Source organism: Pelosinus sp. UFO1, from assembly GCF_000725345.1.
GTDB lineage: Bacteria > Bacillota > Negativicutes > DSM-13327 > DSM-13327 > Pelosinus.
Window position 1 is genome coordinate 4,564,927 of record NZ_CP008852.1, and the last position, 26,018, is coordinate 4,590,944.

At 38.3% G+C, this 26,018-nt stretch carries 20 protein-coding genes; 8 read left to right on the forward strand and 12 right to left on the reverse strand.

All coding sequences use genetic code 11. The features are described 5' to 3' along the window. Positions 1–93 precede the first annotated feature (93 nt). Together UFO1_RS21525 and UFO1_RS21530 are read right to left on the reverse strand one after the other, a co-directional pair. A complete protein-coding gene (locus UFO1_RS21525) occupies positions 94–1,215 on the reverse strand; it encodes a sensor histidine kinase (RefSeq protein WP_071842045.1) in 1,122 nt (373 codons plus the stop codon). 138 nt (positions 1,216–1,353) lie between these two features. After that, positions 1,354–2,490, reverse strand: coding sequence for a type III PLP-dependent enzyme (locus UFO1_RS21530; RefSeq protein ID WP_038674114.1), 1,137 nt, complete (start codon positions 2,488–2,490; stop codon positions 1,354–1,356). A 317-nt stretch (positions 2,491–2,807) separates the two neighbouring features. On the opposite strand from UFO1_RS21530, the gene UFO1_RS21535 reads away from it, so the two are divergent. Beyond that, positions 2,808–3,500, forward strand: a complete 693-nt coding sequence (locus UFO1_RS21535; RefSeq protein WP_038674115.1) for an ATP-binding cassette domain-containing protein — start codon at positions 2,808–2,810, stop codon at positions 3,498–3,500. Beyond that, on the forward strand, positions 3,493–4,242 hold the full coding sequence (gene fetB / locus UFO1_RS21540; protein WP_038674116.1) for an iron export ABC transporter permease subunit FetB: 750 nt from the start codon (positions 3,493–3,495) through the stop codon (positions 4,240–4,242). The genes UFO1_RS21535 and fetB overlap by 8 nt, the downstream gene beginning before the upstream one ends. 165 nt (positions 4,243–4,407) lie before the next feature. Here fetB and UFO1_RS21545 read toward each other — a convergent pair whose 3' ends face one another. The 5 genes from UFO1_RS21545 to UFO1_RS21565 all read right to left on the reverse strand — a co-directional run bounded on the left by UFO1_RS21545 (position 4,408) and on the right by UFO1_RS21565 (position 10,646). After that, positions 4,408–5,427: an alpha-hydroxy-acid oxidizing protein gene (locus UFO1_RS21545; protein ID WP_038674117.1), complete on the reverse strand. Its 1,020-nt coding sequence runs from the start codon at positions 5,425–5,427 to the stop codon at positions 4,408–4,410. 177 nt (positions 5,428–5,604) lie between these two features. Beyond that, positions 5,605–6,345: an MIP/aquaporin family protein gene (locus UFO1_RS21550; RefSeq protein WP_038674118.1), complete on the reverse strand. Its 741-nt coding sequence runs from the start codon at positions 6,343–6,345 to the stop codon at positions 5,605–5,607. Between the two features lie 344 nt (positions 6,346–6,689). Then, entirely contained in the window at positions 6,690–8,393 is a 1,704-nt protein-coding gene (locus tag UFO1_RS21555) for a sigma-54-dependent Fis family transcriptional regulator (RefSeq protein ID WP_051789046.1), read from the reverse strand. A gap of 182 nt (positions 8,394–8,575) precedes the next feature. Continuing rightward, positions 8,576–9,745 carry a putative heme d1 biosynthesis radical SAM protein NirJ1 gene (nirJ1, locus tag UFO1_RS21560; RefSeq protein ID WP_038674120.1) on the reverse strand — a complete coding sequence of 390 codons (1,170 nt, stop codon included), beginning with the start codon at positions 9,743–9,745 and terminating at the stop codon, positions 8,576–8,578. Between the two features lie 148 nt (positions 9,746–9,893). Next, the gene (locus UFO1_RS21565; RefSeq protein WP_038674122.1) at positions 9,894–10,646 is read right to left on the reverse strand and encodes a YdcF family protein; all 753 of its coding nucleotides are present in this window, start codon (positions 10,644–10,646) and stop codon (positions 9,894–9,896) included. A gap of 194 nt (positions 10,647–10,840) precedes the next feature. On the opposite strand from UFO1_RS21565, the gene UFO1_RS21570 reads away from it, so the two are divergent. After that, positions 10,841–11,950, forward strand: coding sequence for an HD-GYP domain-containing protein (locus tag UFO1_RS21570; protein ID WP_236639277.1), 1,110 nt, complete (start codon positions 10,841–10,843; stop codon positions 11,948–11,950). Between the two features lie 347 nt (positions 11,951–12,297). On the opposite strand, the gene UFO1_RS21575 is transcribed toward UFO1_RS21570, so the two are convergent. The 4 genes from UFO1_RS21575 to UFO1_RS21595 form a co-directional block, all read right to left on the reverse strand. After that, positions 12,298–12,975, reverse strand: coding sequence for a hypothetical protein (locus tag UFO1_RS21575; protein WP_038674126.1), 678 nt, complete (start codon positions 12,973–12,975; stop codon positions 12,298–12,300). A 359-nt stretch (positions 12,976–13,334) separates the two neighbouring features. Beyond that, positions 13,335–15,137, reverse strand: coding sequence for a carbon starvation protein A (locus UFO1_RS21585; protein ID WP_038674129.1), 1,803 nt, complete (start codon positions 15,135–15,137; stop codon positions 13,335–13,337). A gap of 235 nt (positions 15,138–15,372) precedes the next feature. Beyond that, the gene (locus UFO1_RS21590) at positions 15,373–16,629 is read right to left on the reverse strand and encodes an NAD(P)/FAD-dependent oxidoreductase (protein ID WP_038674131.1); all 1,257 of its coding nucleotides are present in this window, start codon (positions 16,627–16,629) and stop codon (positions 15,373–15,375) included. A 289-nt stretch (positions 16,630–16,918) separates the two neighbouring features. Continuing rightward, a complete protein-coding gene (locus tag UFO1_RS21595) occupies positions 16,919–18,310 on the reverse strand; it encodes an NAD(P)/FAD-dependent oxidoreductase (RefSeq protein WP_038674133.1) in 1,392 nt (463 codons plus the stop codon). Positions 18,311–18,730: 420 nt separating this feature from the next. Here UFO1_RS21595 and UFO1_RS21600 point away from each other — a divergent pair, with 420 nt between their 5' ends. The 5 genes from UFO1_RS21600 (at position 18,731) to UFO1_RS21620 (ending at position 23,333) form a co-directional block, all read left to right on the forward strand. Continuing rightward, entirely contained in the window at positions 18,731–20,158 is a 1,428-nt protein-coding gene (locus UFO1_RS21600) for an ammonium transporter (protein WP_038674135.1), read from the forward strand. Positions 20,159–20,183: 25 nt separating this feature from the next. Further along, complete coding sequence (locus tag UFO1_RS21605; protein ID WP_038674137.1) at positions 20,184–20,555, forward strand: P-II family nitrogen regulator; 372 nt, start codon at positions 20,184–20,186, stop codon at positions 20,553–20,555. A gap of 442 nt (positions 20,556–20,997) precedes the next feature. Next, a complete protein-coding gene (locus UFO1_RS21610; protein WP_051789047.1) occupies positions 20,998–22,422 on the forward strand; it encodes an ammonium transporter in 1,425 nt (474 codons plus the stop codon). A gap of 27 nt (positions 22,423–22,449) precedes the next feature. Continuing rightward, entirely contained in the window at positions 22,450–22,815 is a 366-nt protein-coding gene (locus UFO1_RS21615; protein WP_038674139.1) for a P-II family nitrogen regulator, read from the forward strand. 263 nt (positions 22,816–23,078) lie between these two features. Next, on the forward strand, positions 23,079–23,333 hold the full coding sequence (locus tag UFO1_RS21620; RefSeq protein WP_038674140.1) for a hypothetical protein: 255 nt from the start codon (positions 23,079–23,081) through the stop codon (positions 23,331–23,333). Positions 23,334–23,378: 45 nt separating this feature from the next. On the opposite strand, the gene UFO1_RS21625 is transcribed toward UFO1_RS21620, so the two are convergent. After that, a complete protein-coding gene (locus UFO1_RS21625) occupies positions 23,379–25,934 on the reverse strand; it encodes a PAS domain-containing hybrid sensor histidine kinase/response regulator (protein ID WP_038674142.1) in 2,556 nt (851 codons plus the stop codon). Positions 25,935–26,018: the final 84 nt, after the last annotated feature.

Here is a 26,018-nt window from a genome sequence, read left to right on the forward strand (position 1 = left end):
ATTCGTAAAATGAATAAAAAATACAAACTAGAAACTACATTTTTTTAATTCAACGAAAAAAAGTAATAGGAATATACTTTACGTATCCCCCTACTACTTTAAATTTACCTTAATAATAATCTTTGTACCTACCGTTAATTCTGATTTAATTGTTAGTTCACCATTCAAAAGATTTACTCTTTCCTGCATACCTAGCAAACCAAAACTTTCACTACCAAAATTATCTACCATCTCAAAACCTTCGCCATTGTCTTCAATTGTAGCGAACAATAAATTTGAACGAAATTCTATCACAAGGGAAATTATACTCGCTTTGGCATGTTTCTCAATATTTGTAACGGCTTCTTGAAAAATTCGAAAAAGACCGGTTTCCACATAAGAATCCAACCTTCGCTCTGTACCCAACACTCTAACTTCAGAGATAATTCCACTCCGTTCTTTGACTGCATCCAAAAAACGTTTCATTGTCGGTATCAAACCCAAATCATCAAGCGTCATCGGGCGTAAGTCGAAGATAATTTTTCTCGTTTCTTTTAAACACATACGCACTTGTTCCCGCAGATCCGTTATTTCTTTTTTGGCCCTGATTACATCAATATCAATCAGCCGTTCACAAACTTCCGCACGGAAAACAATATTTGCCATAGCTTGTGCTGGTCCATCATGAATTTCTCGAGATACTCTACGTCGTTCTTCTTCCTGGGCCTTAATTATCTTGGCCCCAAAGACTTGGCTTTGTTGTAAAGATTCAATCTTCATTACAACATTACCCATCTCATCTCCCAAGTATCCGAGCACCGCTCCGACCTGGGTTGTTAATCCCTCTGCCTTCGCCACTGTATTTTTTAAAGAGCGTAATCTAACTTCCAGTTCATCTCGTTGACGCCGCAGATTTTGTTCTTGCGCTCTGGCTACAGCCAGCTGAATTTGATAGTTTTTAGCATCATCATATACCGCTTTAATATCTTCTTCAGTAAATACGCTAAAATTACGACTTACCTCCATTAACTTAAGTCTAGAACGCCGTTCCTTTTTTTCTAAATCATCGACTGTAAATATAATGCTAACTGTTTCTTGCTTGATACGTTCTACGTCCTTTTTTATATTTTCAACTTCATTGCGAGCAGCTTCGTAAATATCATAGATCTGCGTTTTTCCATTCTCGACAGCGGCAATTGTATTTTTAACAATTTTATCAAGAGTGTTCATGTCCATCTTTTCAATACATCCACCTTATCGATTCATTCCTATTTCCAAATTCGACATTTTTTTTAGTTTAACCTTTTATTACTAATTCTGCAATAAAAAAAATATAAAAGGGACGCCGAAGGCATCCCCGATTTTCATTTTGATTTACGCTTTATCCTGGATTTCTTCCCACACTAGAATAGGAGTTTTGGAAAAACCATTAAAAACGGTCGCTGATGCGGAGGTATATGCCCCACAATTGGGCACTAAAATCAAATCGTCAATGGCTAGCGGAGGCGTCATTTTGTCCTGGAACATAATGTCTAAAGAATCACAACTCGGTCCTGCAAAGGTAGCAGGTATATTCTCATCCTTTTTAAATGTCTCTAATTCAAAATCCCAATGATCAAAAATAACACCAGAAAATGTGCCATACAACCCATCATCTAAAAAGTACCACTGTTTACCATTACGTTTTTGTGTGCCAATAACACGAGTAATCAAATTAGCTACCGTACCACATATAAAACGCCCTGGCTCCGCCCATATTTCCGTATCAGGAAAATATTTCTCAAGTCCATCCCGTATGGCTTGTAGCATGGCAATAATATCAGTAGTCTCATTAATTGCTGGAATTGGGAATCCACCGCCAATATCCAGAATTCGCAGTGCAAAACCAGCTTCCTTCGCTTTATCGAACAGGTCACGGAAAATTTCTAAAGCTTCCATATAAGCATCAGCACTAGAAGATTGACTGCCTACATGAAAACACAAACCAGCAACATCAAGCCCTTGCTGACGAGCTAATTCTAAAAGTGGCAATACATCTTCAGGATGGGCACCAAATTTTTTATTTAAATCTACCAAGGCATTGGGATTGTCCACTCTAACTCTAAGTAATACAGTACCGCCAGGTATCGCCTTGGCCATTTTGCTAATTTCGCTTTCACTATCAAAAGTAAATTTATATACACCGGTATCTTTGGCTACCTTAAGCCCATTGGCTGTTTTCACAGGATTGGCATATACCATACGTTCTGACGTTATGCCCATCTCTGTTAGAAATTGCATCTCGCCATCTGAGGCCACATCAAAATAGGAGCCTAGTTCAGCCAGTTTCCGGATAATTGCTTCATGAGGATTGGCTTTTACCGCATAATGTAACTTAACCCCCGGTAAATAATTCGCCAAAAAAGAATAATTACGTTCTACTTGCTCTGATGATACTACCAATAAAGGAGTATCGTATTGCTGTGCCAATTTTTCTACAGCTACTTTTGTTAATTTGAATGAACTATTCATATCCCTCTCCCATCCTGTTTGTTATTTTTTGCATTTTTTTGCTCCTATTTAGATAGCAAAAAAAGCACCGATTTGATTGTATCATACACTAGCAAAAGTGCAATAAAAAATTTATTAAAAACAATAAAAAACTCCCACAAAACTGTGAAAGCTTCTTATTTACCAAACTTCACTCAATAGAAGGTATTTAGCCCGTAATTAAAGAAGTAGGGCTGAGCTAGCTTTTCTTTTATCTTGCGTCTTATTTGCTCAATCTATACCCTATGAAATAAGTATCTTGTGATATGATATATCTATACTATTTTTGAGGTGATACCGTGAATATACTGCAATGTAATAATGTCCAACTCATTCTAAATAAGCAAGTCATCTTACATAATATCTCCTTTTCGGTACAAAAAGGAGAGCGGGTTGGTCTTATTGGGCCGTCAGGATCAGGCAAATCTTCTCTCTTTCGCCTTTTAAACTTACTTTTTAGTCCAATACAAGGTGAGGTATTATATAAAAACAAAAATATTCAAGACTATGCCCCTACAGAGCTACGACGCAGCATTAGCTATATTTTACAAAAACCATATTTATTTGGTACATCTGTACAAGAAAATTTATTTTATCCTTATCAATTACTTAATCAAGAACCTAACCTAGATGAGATATTCAACTATTTATCGAAAGCAAATTTGCCCAAAAATATCCTAGAAAAAAAGAACACCGCCCTATCAGGCGGTGAGCAGCAACGTATTGCGTTGATTCGTTCCTTATTAATGAAACCGGAAATTATATTATTAGATGAAATAACAGCGGCCCTGGATGAGGAAAACACTCTGCTCATTGAAAAGCTACTCATTCATGAACAACAGGCTCACAATACAACCCTATTATTTATTACCCACAATATTTCGCAAGCAAAGCGTTTAGCACAAAAGATTCTCTATCTTGAAGCAGGTACTATTCGTTTTTTTGGTGCCAGTATTGATTTTTTTTCACAAAAAGGAGAAGCTTATGAATAATCTATCTCTTATTCTAACCTTTAGCTTAGTACTTCTATCTCTCGCTTTATCTTATAAAGAGAAACTTGGGTTAGAAAAGGACATGCTCATTGGCAGTCTACGTGCAGTAGTACAACTAACTCTTATCGGTTTTGTTTTAAAATTTATTTTTGCCCTTGATAATTTATTCTTTACAACTATTATTCTAGTGATCATGGTCTATAATGCTTCTACAGTTGCTGCGAAACGAGGCGCAGGTATTGAACAGGCCACGTTGATCTCCTTCGCCGCTATCTTTACTGGTCTGGTCATCACCCTGGGCGGATTAGTTAGTTTTAAGGCCATTCCCTACGAGCCTAGCCAAGTCATCCCCATTAGTGGCATGGTCGTAGGTAATTCAATGGTAGCCACTAGCCTATTATTTAAAAGTCTCCTGACGAATTTTCAAACGAAACGAGAAGAGGTGGAAGTCAAACTCTGCCTAGGGGCTCCACCGAAAGAAGCTTCCCTCTCCCTGATAAGAGACAGTATTAGAACCGCTATGTTGCCCACCTTTGATTCTATGAAAACCTTAGGAATTGTCCAGCTCCCAGGGATGATGACAGGTCTGATTTTAGCAGGAGTTGCTCCAGAAACAGCCATCAAATATCAAATTATGGTTGCCTTTATGCTTGCCGGTGCTGTAAGCATCTCTTCTTTTGTCGCCAGTTATTGGGCTTATCGCAGTTTTTTCAACAAACTTGCTCAACTGAAAGAAATCTAGCTTCTTATACTAATTTTTTGAACCACAAAGACACAATGCCCCTATCGTGGCACACAAAGAAGAACACAACAAACCCTTCACTGATGAAAATTCTTTGTGTCCTTTGTGTCTTTGTGGTTCAATTATCTTTGTCTATTATCTCTGGCGTTTGAAAAGAGCATTTCCCTATCTATGCCACAAAACTTCTGGCCCAATATCCTTGATGCTTTTACAGCCTGTCAAAATCATTGCGGCTTTTAACTCGCTGGTATATTTTTCAATAATAGTTTTAACGCCCTCTGTACCGCCGCCATAAGCACCAACAATCAGCGGACGACCAAGCAAGACTCCATCTGCACCTAGTGCCAAGAGTTTTAATACATCGGCTCCAGAACGTACACCACCATCAGCCAAAATGGTTATCTTTCCTTTTACGGCTTTAGCAATTTGAGGTAACACATCTGCTGCACCAGGGGTATGATCTAACACTCGACCTCCATGATTAGATACTACAATCGCCTTAGCTCCCACTTCTACGCATTTGATCGCTTCTTCTGCCGTCATGATGCCTTTAACAATGAAAGGCAATTTAGTAGACTGTATTAATTCAGTAAGTTCCTTTTTGGTTTTCGGTCCAACAGGTTGTCCTTTTAAAGCCATCGTGATGAGTCCAGCTCCATCGAGGTCTACTCCTAAAGCGATCGCTCCAGCATTCTCAGCTAGTTTGAAAAGTTCTTTAATTTCTTTTAGATCAAGACGTGGCTTGATAATTGCAACTCCTTGTCCTGCTAGACGAATTGATTCCAGACCGTCTTCGTACAGGCTAGGATTTGCAGGATCACCTATCCATCCTATACTTCCAGCCGAGTTACTACCTTCTACAATAGCAGAAACCATTTGCAGCTCATTTAATGCATCCCCGGCATTAATCACTGCTCCAGTAATTGGCGCACCCATGATTGGGGTTTTAAACTGCTGATTAAACATCTTCACGCTGGTATCAGGCTCTAATGCACTATGTATCGTTCGCATATTCAATTTCACCCTGGCAAGAGCCTTTACGTTCTCTGCGAAAGCCTCTCCTGTCCCAGCCCCCCCCATGCCAGGGACTTCTCCTGCGCAAACTTTTCCATTACAAATAGGACATACTCGGCATTTTCCAGCCATTTTTCCCTTTGCGGTTTCTTTGATTGTTTTTATATCCACAATATATCCCCCTATTAAGTAAAAATTTCACTTTTATTCCTAGTACTATAGTACATCAAAGTATCCATAAAATTCAATTAGTAAACTTTCAAAAAACTTTATAGAAACCTTTTCTTTTTTAAATAAAAAAACTTGATGCAAATGGGTTTTTAACCCACCTGCATCAAGTCTTATCTATTAAAGCAACCCTGTGCTTATACAAACCCCGTATGCAACAAACGCTGCAAGGAATGGACCAAAGATAGGCACCCAAACATATCCCCAATCAGAGCTGCCCTTTGTAGAAATCGGTAAAATTGCATGAATGATACGAGGACCAAGGTCACGAGCTGGATTCAAGGCATATCCACTGGGTCCGCCTAAACTTAAGCCTAAAGCCCAGATGCACATAGCAGCTAAATAATTGCCAAAACCAGGTGTCATGCCAGTTCCTGTTACTAATTTACTGCCAAAAGCAGTAAGACAAATAAATAAGAATGTAGTTGCTATTACTTCACATAGAAAAGCGGCCATATCATTTTTTATCATTGCTCCAGTAGCAAACGTCCCCAAAATAGCTCCTTTATCTTCCGTAACTTCCCAGTGAGGAAGATAGGCCAACCAAACCATAGCAGCACCAAGCATAGCACCAACTACTTCAGCAATCATAATAGGAATCGCCACTGGAACCGTATAGGCACCGGCAAGTACCTTAAATAAAACAAGCGCTGGATTTAATTCCCCCGCACCACCCAGCGCATTACTAACAAATGCGCCGAGCATTACCGCGAATGCCCATCCTGCTGTGATCGTAATCCATCCGCCACCTAATACGCTAACATTCGCTCTTGATCGATTTAAATTGACATTCGCACAAACACCGCATCCAAAGGTAGTCAGGACTGTCGTGCCCATAAATTCCGCTAATATGAGTGACATAAACTTAACTCCTCCTTATACTCATTTCTCTTATGCCTTTACCTAGATAGTAACAAATGCCTCCTTTCTCTTTAAGTTAATTTGTTACTAACAGTTACTACTATCAATTGCAAGTTATATGCCAAGGTTTAATAAAAAACTAAAACCCATGTGACTTTTCCTTCCCGCTAAGCTTGCCGCGCACTTTTTAAGGATTACACCGTATATTATTTCAATCGACAAATTAGGTACACTCAATTTTTCACAAGCATTTTAGGAATTAATTCCCCGCAACAGGGAATTTTGCTCCAATACTACGTAAAGATAAATCCCTCTATCAAATTTGTTAGAGGGATTTATCTTTATTATCCATTTTCAATATTCTTATCGATACCATATTTTTGTGCCTTCGCGGCAACCGTTTTATGTGTTATACCAAGGACTTTACCTGCTGCAGTATAACTACCATATTTTTGTAACGCGGCTTTAATAACTTGTTTTTCATATTCCTCTAGAAGGAATATATCCCCTTGCACTAGAGAAGTAAACATTGGTTCTACTTTATTATCAATTTTACTTTTTGTATTTTGGAGAATTGACGGATTTAAATCGCTTAATTCAATGTACTGATTATCTGCTAGAGCAACCACTCTTTCAATTGTATTTTTTAACTCCCTCACATTTCCTGGCCAGTCATAGCTTATTAACGCATCCATAGTAGTTTTTTTAATTCCTAATATTCCTCTACCAAAATCTTTATTAAATTTTTTCAGAAAGAAATCTACTAATAAAGGGATATCATCTTTTCGATCTTTTAAAGGTGGCAAAGATACAGGAATAACATTCAAACGATAATAAAGATCTTCCCTAAAACGCCCTTCCTTTACCATAACCTCTAAATTTTGGTTAGTGGCAGCTAGAATCCTAACGTTAACCATTATCGTTTCTTCTCCACCAACTCGTTCAAAACTACTGGTTTGTAAAATCCTTAGCAATTTCGTCTGCATACTCATTTCCATTTCACCAATTTCATCTAAAAACAAAGTTCCACCATCTGCCAACTCAAATTTTCCTAGCTTTCGCTTTATTGCTCCTGTAAAAGCACCCTTTTCATGCCCAAATAATTCACTTTCCAATAAAGCCCCTGGAATGGCAGCACAATTAATCTTTATAAAAGGTTGTTTTGCTCTTGGGCTAGCTAAATGAATCCCTTCAGCGACTACTTCCTTGCCCGTTCCACTTTTCCCAGTAATTAAAACCGTAGATTGAACTTTAGCTGCTTTAGCTGCCAGTGCTATGGCATTCAAAACTTGTTCATTCATACCAATAAATTTTTCAAATGCCGGATCCATTTTAATCTTTTTAATAAAATTTTTCTCCGAGGATTGCCCTATATACTGATAGGGATGCCAGTTTGCTTCTTTCTCTTTTGCTAGCTGCTTTTCCATATTTTCCGCTTTCAATTTGAGTATTTTATTTTTTTCTTTTAAACAATTCACTTCTCGATCATCTTTAATTAAGATAATATAACCTATCTCTACGTCGTCAGCAAGAATTGGTCTTATTACATATTGCAAGGGAACTATAGCAGGAGCGCTAGACTTTGATAGATCCCGATTTTCCCATACATTAGAAGCCACTTCACTTATGTGCTTCCCCTGTAAATCTTCGCTTAATCGCTGTACTAAACTTGAAAAAACAGCATTCACAAAAACTATGTATCCTTTTTTGTCTAGCAAACTAATTCCATCCGAAATTAGTCCTAAAATACTATTAAACCTTCTACTTAAATCACAAACCTGTTCCTCTTTATTTTCTAAAAATCTAACCATTTCTTGAACTGCATCACTAGAAAAATTTTCTTTACTGGAAATAAGGACCTCGTCATCTTTCCTTACTTGTAACCCAACAAGCAAACCAAAATCTGTGCTTGCTATTTCTTTATAATCCTTGTAATGTATCGATAATTTTGTTTTATATTTTAGCTGCAGCCGATATGCTTCCTGTACAACTAGGACAGTAAAATCGGCATTCAATCCATTTGTGTATCCTATAATTGCCCTTTGCATATAGTTCCTCCCACAAATCATATTCAACACCTACACTCCCATTATATGGATTATCATCTGCTATAATGTTCTCCATTGTCCTATTTTTTCCTGTTAATTATCTTTTTCCTCTCTAATATTGGATGCTATCTACCCAATAAAAAAAGCTGTCACCCTCAGATGACAGCAAGCCTAGTTATATCTTATTTACTGATTCCGATTTCCTCATCTGTTAAATAACAAGCTGGATCTGACTCCCAGAAATTACCAGTAGCAGCTTCAGCACGGGCGCGGAAATTACCATTACAAACCGTTAACCACTTACAGATACCGCAACGGCCTTGTAATAAAGACTTGCGCTCCTTTAAACCCGCTAATATCGGGTTTGACTCATCTTTCCATATATCCCCAATAGAACGATCACGAACATTGCCAAAAGTGTAATTTTGCGTAAATTGATCGGAATGAACATTACCCAATGGATCAACATTACCAAAGGCAATACCAGAACGATTGCCACCATTACGCATCATTAACTCCCATATTTTTTCCGCACGCACAGGATCTTTTTTTAGAGATTGTAAATACAAGTATACAATATCAGCATGATTATCAACTGTCAGGATTTCACAAGTTTTATCTAATTCTAATGCCTTACTCATGATGAGATCCATCGCCTGACGCGACTCCTCATGAGTAACATCATGTTCCATCATTTGCGAAGCTCTACCCGAATACACTAGGTGATAAAAACAGACTCGAGGAATCTTTTCTTCTTTAATAAGCCGAAAGATGTTCTCTAGATCATGGAAGTTATAGCGGTTAATGGTAAAACGCAATCCGACGCGCTGCCCAACTTCTAGGCAGTTTCGAATACCTTCTAACGCCTTATCAAAAGCTCCTGCCTTACCACGAAACTTATCATTAGCCTCACCTAATCCGTCAAGACTAATGCCAACATAGCCTACATTTAATGCTTTAATATCTTTTGCTAACTGTTTATCAATTAAAGTACCATTCGTAGAAAAAGTAACACGTATATTATGTTTATTCGCATGTTCTACTAATTCAAATACATCAGGACGGATTAAAGGTTCCCCTCCTGATAATAACAATACTGGCACCTTAAAATCAGCACAGTCATCAATAAATTTTTTGGCTTCTTTTGTTGTTAATTCGCCTTCATACTTTTTGCCGTCGGAATCAGAGTAGCAGTGTACGCACTTTAAATTACAGGTTCTAGTAATATTCCAAGAAAGCACAGGCCCCATACCATGAGCAGCACCATGCCGTTGTCCATGAACACCCGGAGCATAACGTAGTTTATCCCCAAAATTTTCTGTATCACAAAGCAATTTGCTTACACCTATCATATCTTCACTTCTTTTCTTAAATATTTTTATTATTAAATGATTTATACTATCTTATCATATTTGATCCTTGCATTATTGTAACAGTCTTATATAGCAAATGTCTACACCCAGTATTTTATAAAACTCTAACACTATATTACAAAAGTACTCAGTACCACTTTACAGCTAAAATTCCTACATACTCTTTTAGCGCTAAACTGATATCTAAAAGGGCACTTGCTGAAGGCCATAATTGATGAGGCTGAAATTTTCGTTCTACATTGGTCTGATAATCTGTTGGATAAGGCGTAACAGCTACATTAACTTTTCTAAACTGCAGTACGGACCTCTCCATATGAAACGCCGATGTCACGAGAATAGGCTGTCTAAAACCATACTGTTCTACTAATTCCTTCGTAAATTTGGCATTTTCTGTGGTATTTAAGCTTTTATTCTCTACAATTACTTTCTCCGCGGGAACACCGAGGCCGATTAAAATCACTTTAGAAATGTCGGCTTCACTACCCGTTGTCTCTAGTACCTTTCCCCCTGACACAATAATGGGAATATGAAGCTTTTGATAGAGCTGGGCGCAAGTTAAAAGACGGTTGGCAGCAAAGCCGGATAAATGACCTAAACCATATACATTCGGTGTATCTAGAGTTGCACCGCCCCCCAGCATGATAATCACATCCCCATTTATAATCCGAGGAGGTTGATATGCACTTTCTAAAGAACCGATAATTCGATCACTTACATAGGGAATGGTGCTTAAATAAAATAGGAAAGTCAGTAGCACAGCCCCTTTTGTAAATACAGATTTTTGACGATATAATAAAAGACAGAATAAGCAAAATCCGACAATAAAAATCCCTGGGGGGAACAAAAATGTACTATATAGAAATTTAATAAAATATATCAATTTTCTTTTCCTCCGTGTTTACTCAATTTTTACCCTCTAATTGCCATTATAACTCTCATTCTGTAACTTGCAAAAGGAGAACCATAAAATAAGTTTACTATTCTGCCTAATTTACTTTGGTAATTTCGGTTAAGCATGTATAATAATACATATACTTCAAAATTAGTCCCTAATATTACATTTTTAGACTTAAAATGATCGCTATAATTTTAGAGGAGTTGATTCCTATCGCTAACAAAATGATTTCAGTAAACGATTTAACACCAGGCTTAATTCTTAGTGATGCCGTCATTACTCCTAACGGAAAAACTCTGTTGGGCAAGGGAAGTACAATAAGCCAGCGGACAATCTCATTATTAAGTATGTGGGACGTAAATTACGTCTTCATTAATATAGAGGATGATCAAGATCCGCCAACGCAAGAGGCAGCCCAGCCGAAGGCAGCGCCTTCCTCATTTTTTGTTTCTCCAGAATGTATTCAGTTTTTACAAGAATACGACTCTATTACAACTTCAGCAGAAAATTCCTTTGATTTTGTACGTAGCAAAAATAAAGTACCAATTTTATCTCTTAAAGATACTTCTTTTGCTATTTATTCTTCAATCTTAACAACGGGACCTGCTCTTATGGATTATCTGTTAATTAATGACTTCCAACTTGCTACCAAAATATCCCATCATACCGTAATGGTATCCTATATTTGCGGCATAATTGGCCGACAATTGCATTTTAATGAAGAAGAAATGAAAGCGTTAACCTTAGCTGGATTGCTTCATGATATTGGCAGAATGGTAGTTAGCTCCGATAATCTCCCTGAGCCTCAATCTCATACGATTAATGGTGCAAAGCTACTCAGAAGTGTAAAAGGTATTCCCGATGAAATTATCCTCAGCGTACTACAACACCACGAATACTTAGATGGGACAGGAGCTCCTATGGGCGTTGACGGTTCCAAAATTCATAAATATGCTAAGATCATTGCCATTGCGAATATTTTTCATAATAACTCCTATCGGGAAGAGTATTGTAACCCATTTACTGCTCTTAACATCTTATCTAACGAAATGTTTGGCAAATTAGATCCTTCCATTTGTCAATTATTTACGCAGCAAGTTCGTGATTCTCTTGTCAATTGTAACGTTATGCTCAGTGATAACCGAGAGGCAACCATCATTTTCTTCCCTGCGTCTAACTCTAATACTCCAATTGTACGTACCACCGACGAAAAGCTTATTGATCTTTCCACAGAGAAGGATATTACTATCCTCCGCATGTGCACCCCAGATTATGTACCTATGATCTAAAACTATAACATATCTCTTTGAAGGGTATCTTTTATCCGATGACTAAACCGCTCTAAGACTCCCATCTTCATCTCGTTAACAGTCTGTAATTCCCTGCCCTTGACGGTCAGGGAAACAGGCTGTAAACTCGAAATAAGTTCGCTCTAAGGGTCTCCGGACCCAAGGCTCACTTATATAAGTGGGAGTTAAGAGCGGCTAAGTCCCTGGATAAGAAGGGCTAAGATTCAGATGGAGTTAAAACTCCATCTGAATCAAGTCTTCTTTATCCTAGAAGGGCAAAAAACAGGCATTGTGACAATGCCTGTTTTTTTGCTGCCCTCTAGGTCTAGGATTTTATCTTCTTAACTTTAAGGCAGCACATTCTTAATCATGTTTTTAACATTGTCTGGCATATCAATAGAAGTTGTAAAATTTACAAACCCTTTTTGCGGTGCTGCTTCCGTAATAATCATAGCGTCTAGTGGCTTATAACCTAGTATATCGACACCACCAAGTGAAGAATTATATAAGGCTTGATGAAAATCAAGGGTTACCTCGTTGCCAGTAATTTTCACTGCTAAGCCTTGTCCCGGATTTACATTACCTACTAGCTTAGTTACCATAGCCAAACTTACTTTAGAAAAAATCCAGGATACAATCGGCTTATCAGGCAGTTTTTTATCTAAAATTTTCAGCTTCATTACAGAATAATCCTTATTATGTTCAAACTGTTCCACACGGCATATAAAAATAATGTGCCCTGCTGTTTTTGTTAATGCTGTAATCTTTATCTTTTTATCGTCTAATGATGTAATCGACAATTCCTTTACCTGGTCATTACCCTCTAACGTGGCTGCCAGCGATTGATTTATTACATCATCAGGAACTGCGACCTTTCCCTGCTCTAAGTTGGTAAAGGTCTGTAGATCCCAAGTCTCTTTTAAAACAGCAATTACAGAAGACATATCCGGTATTTTTATATCAGTGCTCCATCCCTTTATATTATCGATTACAGTGTTTGAAATGATGGCTGGCATATCTATCATCTTATAACCCCCTATGAACCCACATGTTTCCAATTCATTATATATAAATCATATCATCTATGCAATCATGATTATAAATAAGAAAAACGCTACGCGTCCTTTTTGAACCACAAAGACACAAAGGTCACAAAGGGGTTCTATCCATTTCATTCCCATCTTCTTTGTGTGCCGCGATAGCGGCATTGTGTCTTTGTGGTTCAATCTTTTTAACTAGAAACTTATAAATTCTGATACCATAAGAAAAGACTTGGCTTGTGCCAAGTCCTCGGACGCAGGCAGAGAAAGTGTTATGCTTCTGATTCCGCAAAAAAGAAGCTCCAACTCGCGGAGCTTCTTTTCTTAACCTTTTTTAATTGACTCTAACTAAGAATTGTCTTAGGTTTTGCTGATTCGCTATAATCAGGTGGAATCGTTCGTGATAGCTTTACCCAGCGGATAACTGAGTCAACAAGAACAACGATTACCAAAACAAACATTACACCACTTACGCCAGCCAGAAGATAATTCTTCGCTGGCAAATATGTATTGAAAATGTTCATATAATCTGCAGTAAACGTGACAGTTGCCAAGAAAATCATTGGCATGATTGTGATCCAGGCGTATCGCCCGCGTCCCATACGAAAGAGCATTGTCGTACCAATTGCAAGAGTCAGAGTACCTAATAATTGATTTGAAACACCAAATAAGGGCCAAATCGTGGAAATATTACCTTGCAGTACTAGATAGCCCCAAGCAAAACAAATCAAGGCGCTTGTAAAGATAATGCCAGGCCACCAGTGAGTATTTTTGAGTGGTTTATAGATTACTCCGCCCATCTCCTGTAATAAATAACGACCAACGCGAGTACCGGCATCAATCAGTGTTAAAATAAACAATGCTTCAAACATGATGCAAAAGTGATACCAGAAGGACATTAACGATTCCATACCAGGTATTTTCGAGAAAATATGAGCCATACCAACCGCCAAAGAAACGGCACCACCCGGACGGCCTGTTATATTTTCACCAACCATTTCGGACAGGTGAGGCAATTGATCAACTACTAATCCCAATTTGGCAAAAGCCGCAGGAGTCGAGTTGATCGCAAAATAGTCAGCAGGATTTAGGCTGGTAGCAGCAATTAATGCCATTAAGGCAACAAAGCTTTCTACTAGCATAGCGCCATAACCGATAGGAAGAATTTCTCTTTCATTTGTCAGCATCTTAGGTGTTGTACCAGTACTGATTAAAGAGTGAAACCCGGATAACGCACCACAGGCAATGGTAATAAAAACGAAGGGCCAAGCTGGACCACCAATAACAGGTCCACCGCCATTCACAAATTGACTAAATGCAGGCATTTGGATGTCTGGTCTAACTACAATAATACCAATTGTCAAAGCTGCGATTGTACCAATTTTCATATAAGTACTCAGATAATCTCGAGGCGCTAACAACAGCCATACGGGCAACGCAGCAGCGAAAAATCCATAAAAGGCTAGCATAATAGATAATTGCCTTACATCAAATGTAAAATATGGTGCCAAGGAAGAATGTTGTATCCAAGGACCGATAAAAACGGCCGCCAAAACCAACAAAACGCCAATGACAGAAGCTTCTTGAATTTTACCAGGGCGCAACCAGCGCAAATAAATACCAATAAAAATTGCAATAGGAATCGTCGCAGCAACGGTAAATGTACCCCAAGGACTGTTGTACAAGGCATTCGCTACAACTACAGCCATACCAGCAAGAGTAATAATTAGCAAAAATAAGACCGCAATCGAAGTACAAAAACCGGATATATTACTTACTTCTTTTTTTGCGATTTGTGCTACTGATAGACCATTGTGGCGGACTGAGGCAAACAAAATAACCATATCATGGACAGCACCAGCGAAAACTGCACCAATTAATAACCATAAAGTTCCTGGCAGATAGCCAAATTGTGCAGCAATAACTGGACCGACCAAAGGTCCAGCACCTGCTATAGCCGCAAAATGATGACCAAAAGTAACCCATTTGTTTGTTGGAACATAATCCCGGCCATCGTCCATACGTACTGCCGGTGTAGCCCGCTCTGCGTCTAGAGTAAGTACTTTAGCGGCAATGAAAGAACCATAAATACGATAAGCTAATGTCAGCCAAAGTGCAGCAATAATGACAAGATAAATACCGTTCACAATAAACCTCCTCCTGTTTTTTCAAATATATATAAAATCTATTTCATATATAACATACCTTAACTATTACTGTGGGGAAACAAAAACACGCCCACTGGAATAATTCGGTTGATAATTGGAGGAAAATGAGGGTTAACTAGAAACGATATATTTATATCTAAGGCTGTATGAGATCTATCTTGTGACGAAAAGAAAATAGTAACAAACAGTTTTCTCCTGCCCGTTACTATTTATATTATTGCCGGGTAATAATACGTACTACTCGTTCGTAAACAAGATAATCCCACATCCATTTTACAAAGACAACTGCCCGATTACGGAAATCAATTAGGCGTAAAATATGAACAAAAGACCAAATTGCCCAAGCAATGAAACCATGAGTCTTAAATTTACCCATGTGTACGACAGCAGCATTACGACCAATCGTAGCCATATTACCCATCTCTTTATAGACAAATTTCTTAAGTTCTTTGCCTCTAATTATGTTTCTTATATTTTTAGCGGTAGCATCTGCTTGCTGCATAGCAACAGGAGCCACCATCGGCAATGGACGTTCACCTTGCATACAATGTGCTGCATCACCGATAATGAAGACTTCTGGACGAGTAGGTAGCTGCAAGTATTCATTAACAATCGCTCTGCGCATGCTAGCTTGTTCTACGTCTAGGGTATCTATTAAATTGTTAGCTTTTACCCCAGCAGCCCAAATCACAGTGTAAGTCGGAATGACTTCGCCGCCTTTTAGGCTCATACGTTCACCATCATACTCTGTAACTTGAACACACATCCGTACTTCTACATGTTTGCGGATTAAGGTTTCTACTGTAATGTCTCGTAATTCTTCTGGCATAGTTGCTAATAGCTTATCGGAAGCCTCGACTAACATAATACGTACTTCTTTGAAATTCATATTATGGTATTCCTTAACCATTACATGATAAATCAGCTCGGAAAGGGCACCCGCTGACTCTACACCAGTAGGACCGCCACCAACAATAACAAAAGTTAGTAAAGCACGACGTTTATCTGCATCTTTCTCATGAGCGGCTAATTCAAACATACGTAACACGTGATTACGAATCTCAACAGACTCATCAAGAGTTTTCATGCCAAAGCCATTTTTCTCCATCGAAGCCATACCAAAATAGTTTGTCATACCGCCTGCTGCTACCACTAGATAATCATAACTAATTTGGCCCGTGTTCATCGTAACAACTTTAGTTTCAAAATCTACATTTGATACTTCCGCTAGACGAAAATCTACATTCTTTTGATCTCTAAAAATAGCACGAACGGGATAAGCAATATCATCCACAGATAATCCAGCAGTAGCGACTTGATACAACAGGGGTTGAAATAAATGATAATTATACTTATCAATAAGAGTAATTTTTACATCATTTTTTGCTAAAGCCCTTGCTGTGCGGATTCCACCAAAACCAGCACCAACAATAACAACATGAGGCTTTTTTACCGCCGTTTCATTTTGCATATATATGCACCTCCATCTTCTTAGTATAACAATAACATATTCATAAATAAGATTCACTAGTACTCACGGTGAATCTTATTGCTATTTTGTCGTTTTTCCTCACCCAATCTCACTTTTACTCACTTTTTCACTATAGCAAAAAGCTATATTAGTTATAGTTTTTTGCAATGAAATCTGTTTATTTTTTCACATGTCAAATAAATTTTATTTATTTATTTATTTTTATAGGTATTTATATATAGGGGGACTTCCGTTGTTTTCTAAAAGGAATCCCCCCCCTCACTACTTGTTATGACCTTTTTTCCATTCTCTTTTTAATGATTCTAGCTACATATACACCACTGGCACTGGCTTGAGACAGCCCTCTCGTTACGCCAGCTCCGTCTCCAATACCAAACATATTGGGAATCTGTGTTTCTAGCTCCTCTGTTAATTTCAAACGAGAACTATAAAACTTCACTTCTACACCATAGAGTAGTGTATCATCGTTTGCCATACCTGGGGCAATTTTATCTAAGGCGTAAATCATTTCAATTAGATTATCCAAATGACGTTTAGGCAGAACTAAGCTTAAATCTCCAGGCGTTGCAGCAAGTGTCGGTTTAGTAAAACTCTGGGCCAGACGATGTTCATTCGTTCTACGCCCCTTTATCAAATCACCAAATCGTTGTACCAATACTCCGCCGCCTAACATGTTTGAAAAAGAGGCAATCCGCTTACCGTACTGATGAGGTTCATTAAAAGGCTCGGTAAAACGATTACTTACTAATAATGCAAAATTAGTATTTTTACTATGCAATTTTTCGTCCCGATAACTATGTCCATTCACAGTAATGATGCCATCTGTATTTTCTGCTACCACATATCCTTTGGGATTCATACAGAAAGTACGTACTAAATCCCCATATTGTTTCGTTCGATATACTAATTTGGCTTCATATACCTCATCAGTAACATGTTGAAACACTTCTGCTGGAATTTCAACTCTCACTCCAACATCTACTTGATTGCTAGAAATTGTCATCCCCATATCCTTACACTTTTTAGAAAACCATTCTGAACCGGCACGACCAGGAGCCGCGATCAAATAATCACATTCAATAACCTCATCACTATCTTGCAGGATAAGGATAAAGCTTTCCCCCTGCTGTTTAAACTCATCTACATGCTTATTAAATAATATGGTAATTTTATCCTTCAGTAATTCGTTAATGCATTTTAAGATTTCCAAATTATTCTCTGTACCTAAATGTCGAACTTTCGCTTGCAAAAGATGTAAATCATGAGCGATGGCTTTTTTACGAATGATACTATTCTTAGTCGTAAAAAACTCTGTTGGTGCTCCATATTTCAAATTAATAGAATCTACATAATCAATTAGTTCTTCCACTTGCGCATCCGAAATATATTCATTAAGCCAGCCTCCAAATTCGCTGGTAAAGTTATATTTCCCATCAGAAAAAGCACCTGCCCCACCAAATCCTCTCATTATATTACAAGGTTTACAACCGATACAATGGGTCACTTTCTTCTCTGAAATAGGGCACTTCCTTTGGTGAATATCATGACCTTCCTCAATCATAACTACACGAATTGAAGGATTATTACTTACTAACTCATAGGCTGCAAAAATTGCCGAAGGCCCTCCACCAATAATAGCTACATCATAGTTATTGTTCATTATTGACTCCTTCATATTATTATATTTAACTAGAATACATACATAAACCTGCTTTAAATTTTTCTTACAGAACTCTTTTTACCATTTTTATTGCTTGGAATCCAACAAATATTATAACTTATTTTTTCCGAATTTTATATATAAATATTTAGTTTTTGTTCGGATTTTTTATTTTCTTTTGTCTGCGCCCTTTAATACTTTTATTATCTTTTTCTATTGACACAATCTCTACGTACTGATATAATTCAGTTAATAAATTTTATATTAATAGGCAATGACGCCTTCGCATTTTTTTGCGGAGGTTTTTCTGTCTATTAGGACAAAGGCGTCCTAAAGGTGTTACTACCTTTAGGCGCTTTTTTTCTTTCCATTCGGAAATATAAAACAAATTATCTATAACAAAAATGGGAGGATTTTAACATGAAAAAGCTATTTACTATTATGAGTACTGCTATTCTTATGATGTTACTTAGTGTTGTAACAGTATTCGCTGAAGCAACAGAAACGGTTGCCGAAGTCGCTAAAATTGACACAGGTGATACTACTTTCGTTTTATTAAGCGCGGCTCTTGTTATGATCATGACACCTGGTTTAGCCTTATTTTACGGTGGTATGGTCAGAACTAAAAACGTACTCAGCACTCTTATGCAAAGCTTCTTTATTATTGGACTTATTTCTGTACAATGGGTACTTTGGGGTTATACACTTTCCTTTGGGCCTGATATTAATCACTTTATTGGCAGCTTTGCCTGGTTTGGCTTAAACGATGTGGGGCAAACAGCAAATGCTGATTACGCAGCTACTATCCCTCATTTAGCCTTCATGATCTTTCAGCTCATGTTTGCCGTTATCACACCAGCTTTAATTACTGGCGCCTTCGCAGAACGTATGAGATTCTCAGCTTTTGCTGTATTCATTCTTCTTTGGGCCACCTTTGTTTATGATCCTCTAGCTCACTGGGTGTGGGGCGTAGGTGGTTGGATGCGTGAAATGGGAGTTCTAGATTTTGCTGGCGGTACTGTAGTTCATATTTCTTCAGGTATCTCTGGTTTGGTAGTTGCTTTATTTATTGGCAAACGCAAAGGATACGGCACGGAAATTATGTTGCCACATCATCTGCCAATGACTCTTATCGGCGCTTCTCTTCTTTGGTTTGGTTGGTTCGGTTTTAATGCAGGCAGTGCATTATCCGCCAATGGTCTTGCAGCTAGTGCTTTTGTTGTTACTCATGTTGCAGCAGCTGCAGCCACGATTTCTTGGGTTCTAACAGAATGGAAAGTCAATGGCAAACCGACAATCTTAGGTGCAGCTAGCGGTTGTGTTGCAGGTCTTGTCGCCATAACTCCTGCTGCAGGCTTTGTTAGTACAGTACCTGCCATCATTATTGGTTTAGCGGGTGGCGCCATCTGTTTCAGTGCCGTTAGTATAGTTAAAGCAAAACTTGGTTATGATGATGCACTTGATGCTTTTGGTGTTCATGGCCTTGGTGGTACTTGGGGCGCCATAGCTACTGGCTTATTTGCTTCTAAGGAAATAAACCCAGCAGGTGCTGATGGATTATTCTTCGGCAACCCAGATTTAGTTGTTACTCAATTAATTGGTGTTGCTGTTACTTGGGTTTTTGCAGCTGGTATGACCTTAATTCTTTTAAAAGTAATTAGTATCTTTATGCAAGTTCGCTCTGATGAAACCCATGAAGATATTGGCCTTGATATCGCCGAACATGGCGAACGTGGTTATACCTATCAAGATTTAACCGCTGGTTCTTCTTTAGCCTTCTCTCTTGCTGTTGATCAATCAAAAGAATCACTAGCAAACCCTATTCTACAAGCGTCACATTCTAAATAATGAATCGGAAAGGTGGTAAAGTGACATGCAGAAAATAACCAAAATTGATGTTGTGACTCGTCCTGGAAAGCTTGAAGAGTTGAAAGAAGCTTTAGCAGCTATTGGCGTTACAGGTATGACAGTCAGCCAAGTGTTTGGTTGCGGATTACAAAAAGGCCATACGGAAGTGTATCGCGGCAAAGAATATAACATTAATCTTTTAGCTGGCATCAAAGTTGAAATAGTCGTATGCGAAGTACCTGTAACAACAGTAGTAGAAACGATCAAAAAAGTATGTCGTACAGGAAAAATCGGGGATGGCAAAATTTTTGTTTACCCAATCGAAAATGCCGTTCGAATTCGCACTGGCGAAGAAGGGGATATTGCGATCATCGATCCTCAAGAGATCAAATCCTAACATTGTTTTACTAGCATTTTCTATCATAACGATAATCCTCCTTTTGAACCTGACAGTTTTAGCTGTCAGGTTCTTTTTTACGGAATCAGAAAGTATAACACTTTCTTGATTCCAAGTAAGAACGACTAAGGCTTTTGCCTGCGTCCGAGGACTTGGCACAAGCCAAGTCTTTTCTTAAGTCAAAAATTAGATTCTCTCTATTAGGATTACATTAACCTTACAATATATTCTTTCTTCATCTAATTGACACGCTCTTAAAATCCTGCTATATTCTATTTATAACTTTTATAGTAAACAAGTAGACAACGTTTTGCGTACACCGCAGAATATTGTCTACTTATTGAGGACAAAGGTGTCCTAAGGAATACTCCTTAGGACACCTTTGTCCTTTTTTATTTAATTTTATCTTTACGTTACTACTATAAACCAGGAGGAATATGGCATGAAACAGCTAATTATTAGAATAGGTACCTATATTCTCTTTATGATGTTTACTACGACAACAGCCTTTGCAGAAGCCTCGGTATCTAGTGAATTTCCCAAAATCGACACGGGTGACACTGCTTTTTTATTAACATGCGCCGCACTAGTTATGTTGATGACGCCTGGCCTAGCATTATTTTATGGCGGTATGGTGAGGGCTAAAAATGTATTGAGTATCATTATGCAAAGTTTTTTTCTAATTGGCCTAATTTCAGTTCAATGGATATTATTTGGTTATACCTTAGCCTTTGGCCCTGATGTAAACCACTTAATTGGAAGTTTTTCCTGGCTAGGTCTCGCTACTGTCGGACAAGTGCCGAATACGGACTATGCAGCGACGGTCCCACATATGGCTTTTATGATTTTCCAGGCTATGTTTGCTATTATTACCCCAGCTGTAATCAGTGGTGCCTTTGCCGAAAGGATGAAATTCCCCGCTTTTATTCTTTTCACTCTCCTGTGGGCCACCTTTGTTTACGATCCTTTTGCTCATTGGGTATGGGGCACAGGTGGCTGGCTACGAGAAATGGGGCTCCTAGATTTCGCTGGTGGTACGGTGATCGAAATCTTATCAGGTATATCCGGACTTATCATTGCGATCTTTATCGGAAAACGTAAGGATTATAATACTGAGGTTATTCTCCCCCACCACCTTCCTATGACCGTTCTCGGCGCCTCCTTACTATGGTTTGGTTGGTTAGGTTTTAATGCAGGCAGTGCCTTCGGTGCCAATGGTTTGGCGGTACATGCTTTTGTTACTACCCACGCTGCAGGTGCAGCAGCCACCTTAACTTGGGTGATGACCGAATGGCTGTATCATGGTAAACCAACTGTTTTAGGTGCCGTCAGTGGTGGCGTCGCCGGGCTAGTATCTATTACACCTGCAGCAGGGTTCGTCGATGTGCTGCCCGCCGCTTTTATTGGAGGTATATCAGGCGTTTTATGTTTCTTATCCGTTAGCCGCTTAAAGGCAAAATTTAGTTACGACGACTCTCTTGACGTTTTTGGCGTCCATGGCATTGGCGGCATTTGGGGAACTTTTGCTACTGGCTTATTTGCTTCGAAAGCGATAAACCCAGCAGGAGCAGACGGCTTCTTTCTTGGCAACACTCATCAATTAACTATACAATTAATCGGCATTGGAGCGAGTTTACTCTTCGCAGCAGCCGCAACCTATATTATCCTCAAAATCGTCAGCGCTCTTGCCCTAATACGTGTTGATGCCGATCAGGAATCTGTAGGGCTTGATCTTACAGAACATGGTGAACGAGGCTACATTTATCAAGATCTAACAGCCGGATCTCCTCTTGCTTTCTCCGGCAATGAAGACCCTGCGCGAGAATTGACAAACCTAAATTGGGGAATCTGGCCACCAAAACCATAACTTATTATAAAAAGGTGGTAATAATGAATGAAAATGACCAAAATTGACATAGTCACTCGTCCTGGTAAATTGGAAGAATTAAAAGAGGCATTAAATACCATTGGCGTTACCGGTATGACTGTGAGTCAAGTCTTTGGCTGCGGTTTACAGAAAGGTCATACGGAAATATATCGGGGTAAGGAATATAATATTAACCTTTTAGCTGGCATCAAAATAGAAATCGTAGTATGTGAGGTCCCTGTCGAAAAGGTAGTCGCAACAGTAAAAAGAGTGTGTTCTACGGGTAAAATCGGAGATGGAAAAATCTTTATTTACCCTATTGAAAATGCCATTCGAATTCGTACTGGTGAAGAAGGAGCTATTGCAATCCTGGATCCAAAAGACATAAGATAAGACTTGGTTTAGGCCAAGTCCACAAACGCAGGCAGAAGCCTTAGTCGTTCTTACTTGGAATCAAGAAAGTGTTATACTTTCTGATTCCGTAAAAAATATTTGACGTGGCTAGAGCTTACTTCAGCTACATCCTTTACTTTATTCCCTTTTAGATTCGAATAATTATTGACGTTGGAGCATAAAAAATGTACAATAAATCGACAAAAATACTAATTTCCAGCTAATGTACAAGATTAAGACTTGATAAAGACAGGGTGGATCACATGAAAGAAGAAACATTAAACAAATTACTCACAACAATGGAGAACATTGACCGGCGTCTACACAATCTAGAAGAACTCACTTCAGGGGAACTAAAGAAGATACATGCAACCATTGACCTTCTTGCCACGGACAATCAAGATGATCTCATTATTACCCTACAGCATATTGACGCAAAAGTAACTGCTATATTGGAAACACAAAAACTTAATTTTGAAATTCTAAAGGTCTTCTCAGGAGATCCAATACAGCACTAACAATCTAATATAAAAAGAAACACACGGTTTTACCGTGTGTTTCTTTTATATTTTTTGATTTAAAACATCCCAAGCCTCTTTTAACCCTAATTTTAATTCTTCTGTAGCTTTTTGAAGCTGCTCAAAAACCATTTCAATTTCTGCTAGTTGTTTGTCATTTCCCATCTTCTCTAGCTGAGCAGCACAATCTACCACTGTCTGATTGCCAAAATAAGTTGCTGCGCCTTTTAATCGATGAGCACTCAATTTTAATTGTATTGCATCCTTTTCCGTTACTGCTTTTTCTATGTTTTCCATATATTGGGCGCCATTATCTAGAAAGCAACTAATAACAGCCCTAACTGTTTCTACGTCATCCATGCATAAAGTCATGAGTTGCTCCAGATAGCCACTATTCAAGACATCTTCGTCCTCAGTTGAGTTCGTTATATCATCCTTCACCCCGCTACCATACCTCTCTTGATCGATTTTTGTTAATATGGAAGTAAGTAAATCAAAATCTAGGGGTTTACTTACATATTCATCCAATCCTGCAGCTAGCATACGCTCCCGATCCCCTTTCATGGCATAAGCCGTCATAGCTACAATAGGAATATGTTTAGTACCACCGGCCCTTTTTTCTACTTCACGAATCGCTGCGGTTGCTTGGATTCCATCCATTTCCGGCATTTGTATATCCATAAAAATTACATCAAAGTGCTCTACAGAAAATAGTTCTACCCCTTGACGCCCATTACTCGCTAAGGTAACTATATGGCCTTGATTTGATAACATTTTTATAGCCACTTTTTGGTTAATAAATTCATCTTCAACTAATAGAATCTTCAGTGGTTCAATATTTTTATGTTCTTTATTGCTCTCCTGAGAACCCAGTTCTAAGAGGCTGTTATCAGGGATATTCTTAGAAACGGCAAAGTCAATAGTGAAATAAAAAGAACTGCCTTTTCCTAAGCTACTCTCTACCCATACCGCCCCATCCATACTTTCTACTAAATGTTTTACAATGCTAAGCCCTAAACCAGTACCACCATATTTACGTGTGGTCGATGAATCAACCTGTGTAAACTTATGAAAAATAACATTAATCTTGTCCTGAGGAATACCGATCCCCGTATCCCGTACAGTAAACAAGAGTTTTATCGTCCCATCAAGCCGTTGCTTTACATTAACAGTAATGGCAATTAATCCACTTTTCGTAAATTTGACTGCATTATCTGCTAGATTCATTAAAACTTGCTGTAAACGCCTAGGATCACCATACAATCCTGTTGGTACGTCATCCTCAATATGGATCATACACTGTAGACCCTTTTTTCGTGATTTTATCTTTATAAGCCTACCGAATTCATTCATCATATCCTGCAATGAAAAATAAATACATTCCAGTTCTAGCTTCCCATCTTTTATTTTCGCTAAATCCAATAAATCATTTAACAAACCTAATAGTTTTTCTCCCGAAACCAGTACCAATTCTAAACTTTCCCGCTGGTCAGGTTGTAATTTCGTTCCCAATACCAGTTTTGCCATACCTAAGATACCATTCATCGGAGTACGAAGTTCATGACTAATAATCGCCAAAAAATTATCCTTCGCCTGGTTTGCATTTTCTGCTTTTTCTTTGGCTTCTCGCAACGCTTTCTCCAATTGCAGTTTTTCCGTAATATCTTCCGAAATTGAAAAGGATAATATCATCTCGCCAACTACCTTTGTTGTCAGATGTACCGATAAATCTTTTACTTCACCGGATGCGAGCCTATGCCGTGTCGTAAACTGATACTCTCCAACCTTAGCATATTGTTCTACTTCCTGCTCTAGTACTTTGTTAGGTACCTCAAGCAATTCGGAGGTTAAGCGTCCAACTAAAGGAATTTGATAAAAGTTTTCTGCCGCTTTGTTAGCCTCCAGTATATGCCCTGTCTTACTTTCAATTATCATCATCAAAGCTTGATGATGATTAAACATCATATGAGCTAGCACTTCAGTCTGCAGTAGTTTTTCTTCTGATTGCAACAACTGTCCTAGGCGTTGTTCCGCCAAAATACGACTTGTAATATTCGATAATACAACAACCCTGCCAACTACCTTCCCCTCATGCTCTAATAACTTAGAATTAACCTCATAATAGACATCTCCAAGCTGCAGCGTAATAGAATAACGCACAGGGCCATCACCTTGAATAGCTTGTTTCAGCCATTCAGATGTTACCTTTTCCACTGGAATTCCCACTATATCACTTTTTTTAATGTTTACTATCTTTTCCAGCCTATGATTTATGTCGAGTATCCGATTTTTAGTATCAAGTACAACTACGCCCTCTCCCATATTTTCAAATATTATGTTTTTAGCTGTTGGTACTACGGCAACAAACTTAAAAGAAAGAACGCTAGTAACTACTATATATAGAAATGCTGCAACTATGCTTATCATTGCACTATCCCAGCCTTTATATATAAAAACTCCAATGACATCTAACATAAGCCCTAAGAAGGTTATACTCCAAAACAACCATAATCCATATACAAATTGGTTTCGCCAAATATAATATGAAATCGAAAAAGAGGCTCCCGACAGCAAAAATAGTAATGTAAGCTCTACATTCATACGTCTCTCCAAAATCATTTTTACTCTTAATATAGATTAATTATTTCAAAATTACATCATCCAAAGGATATAGATATCAAAATA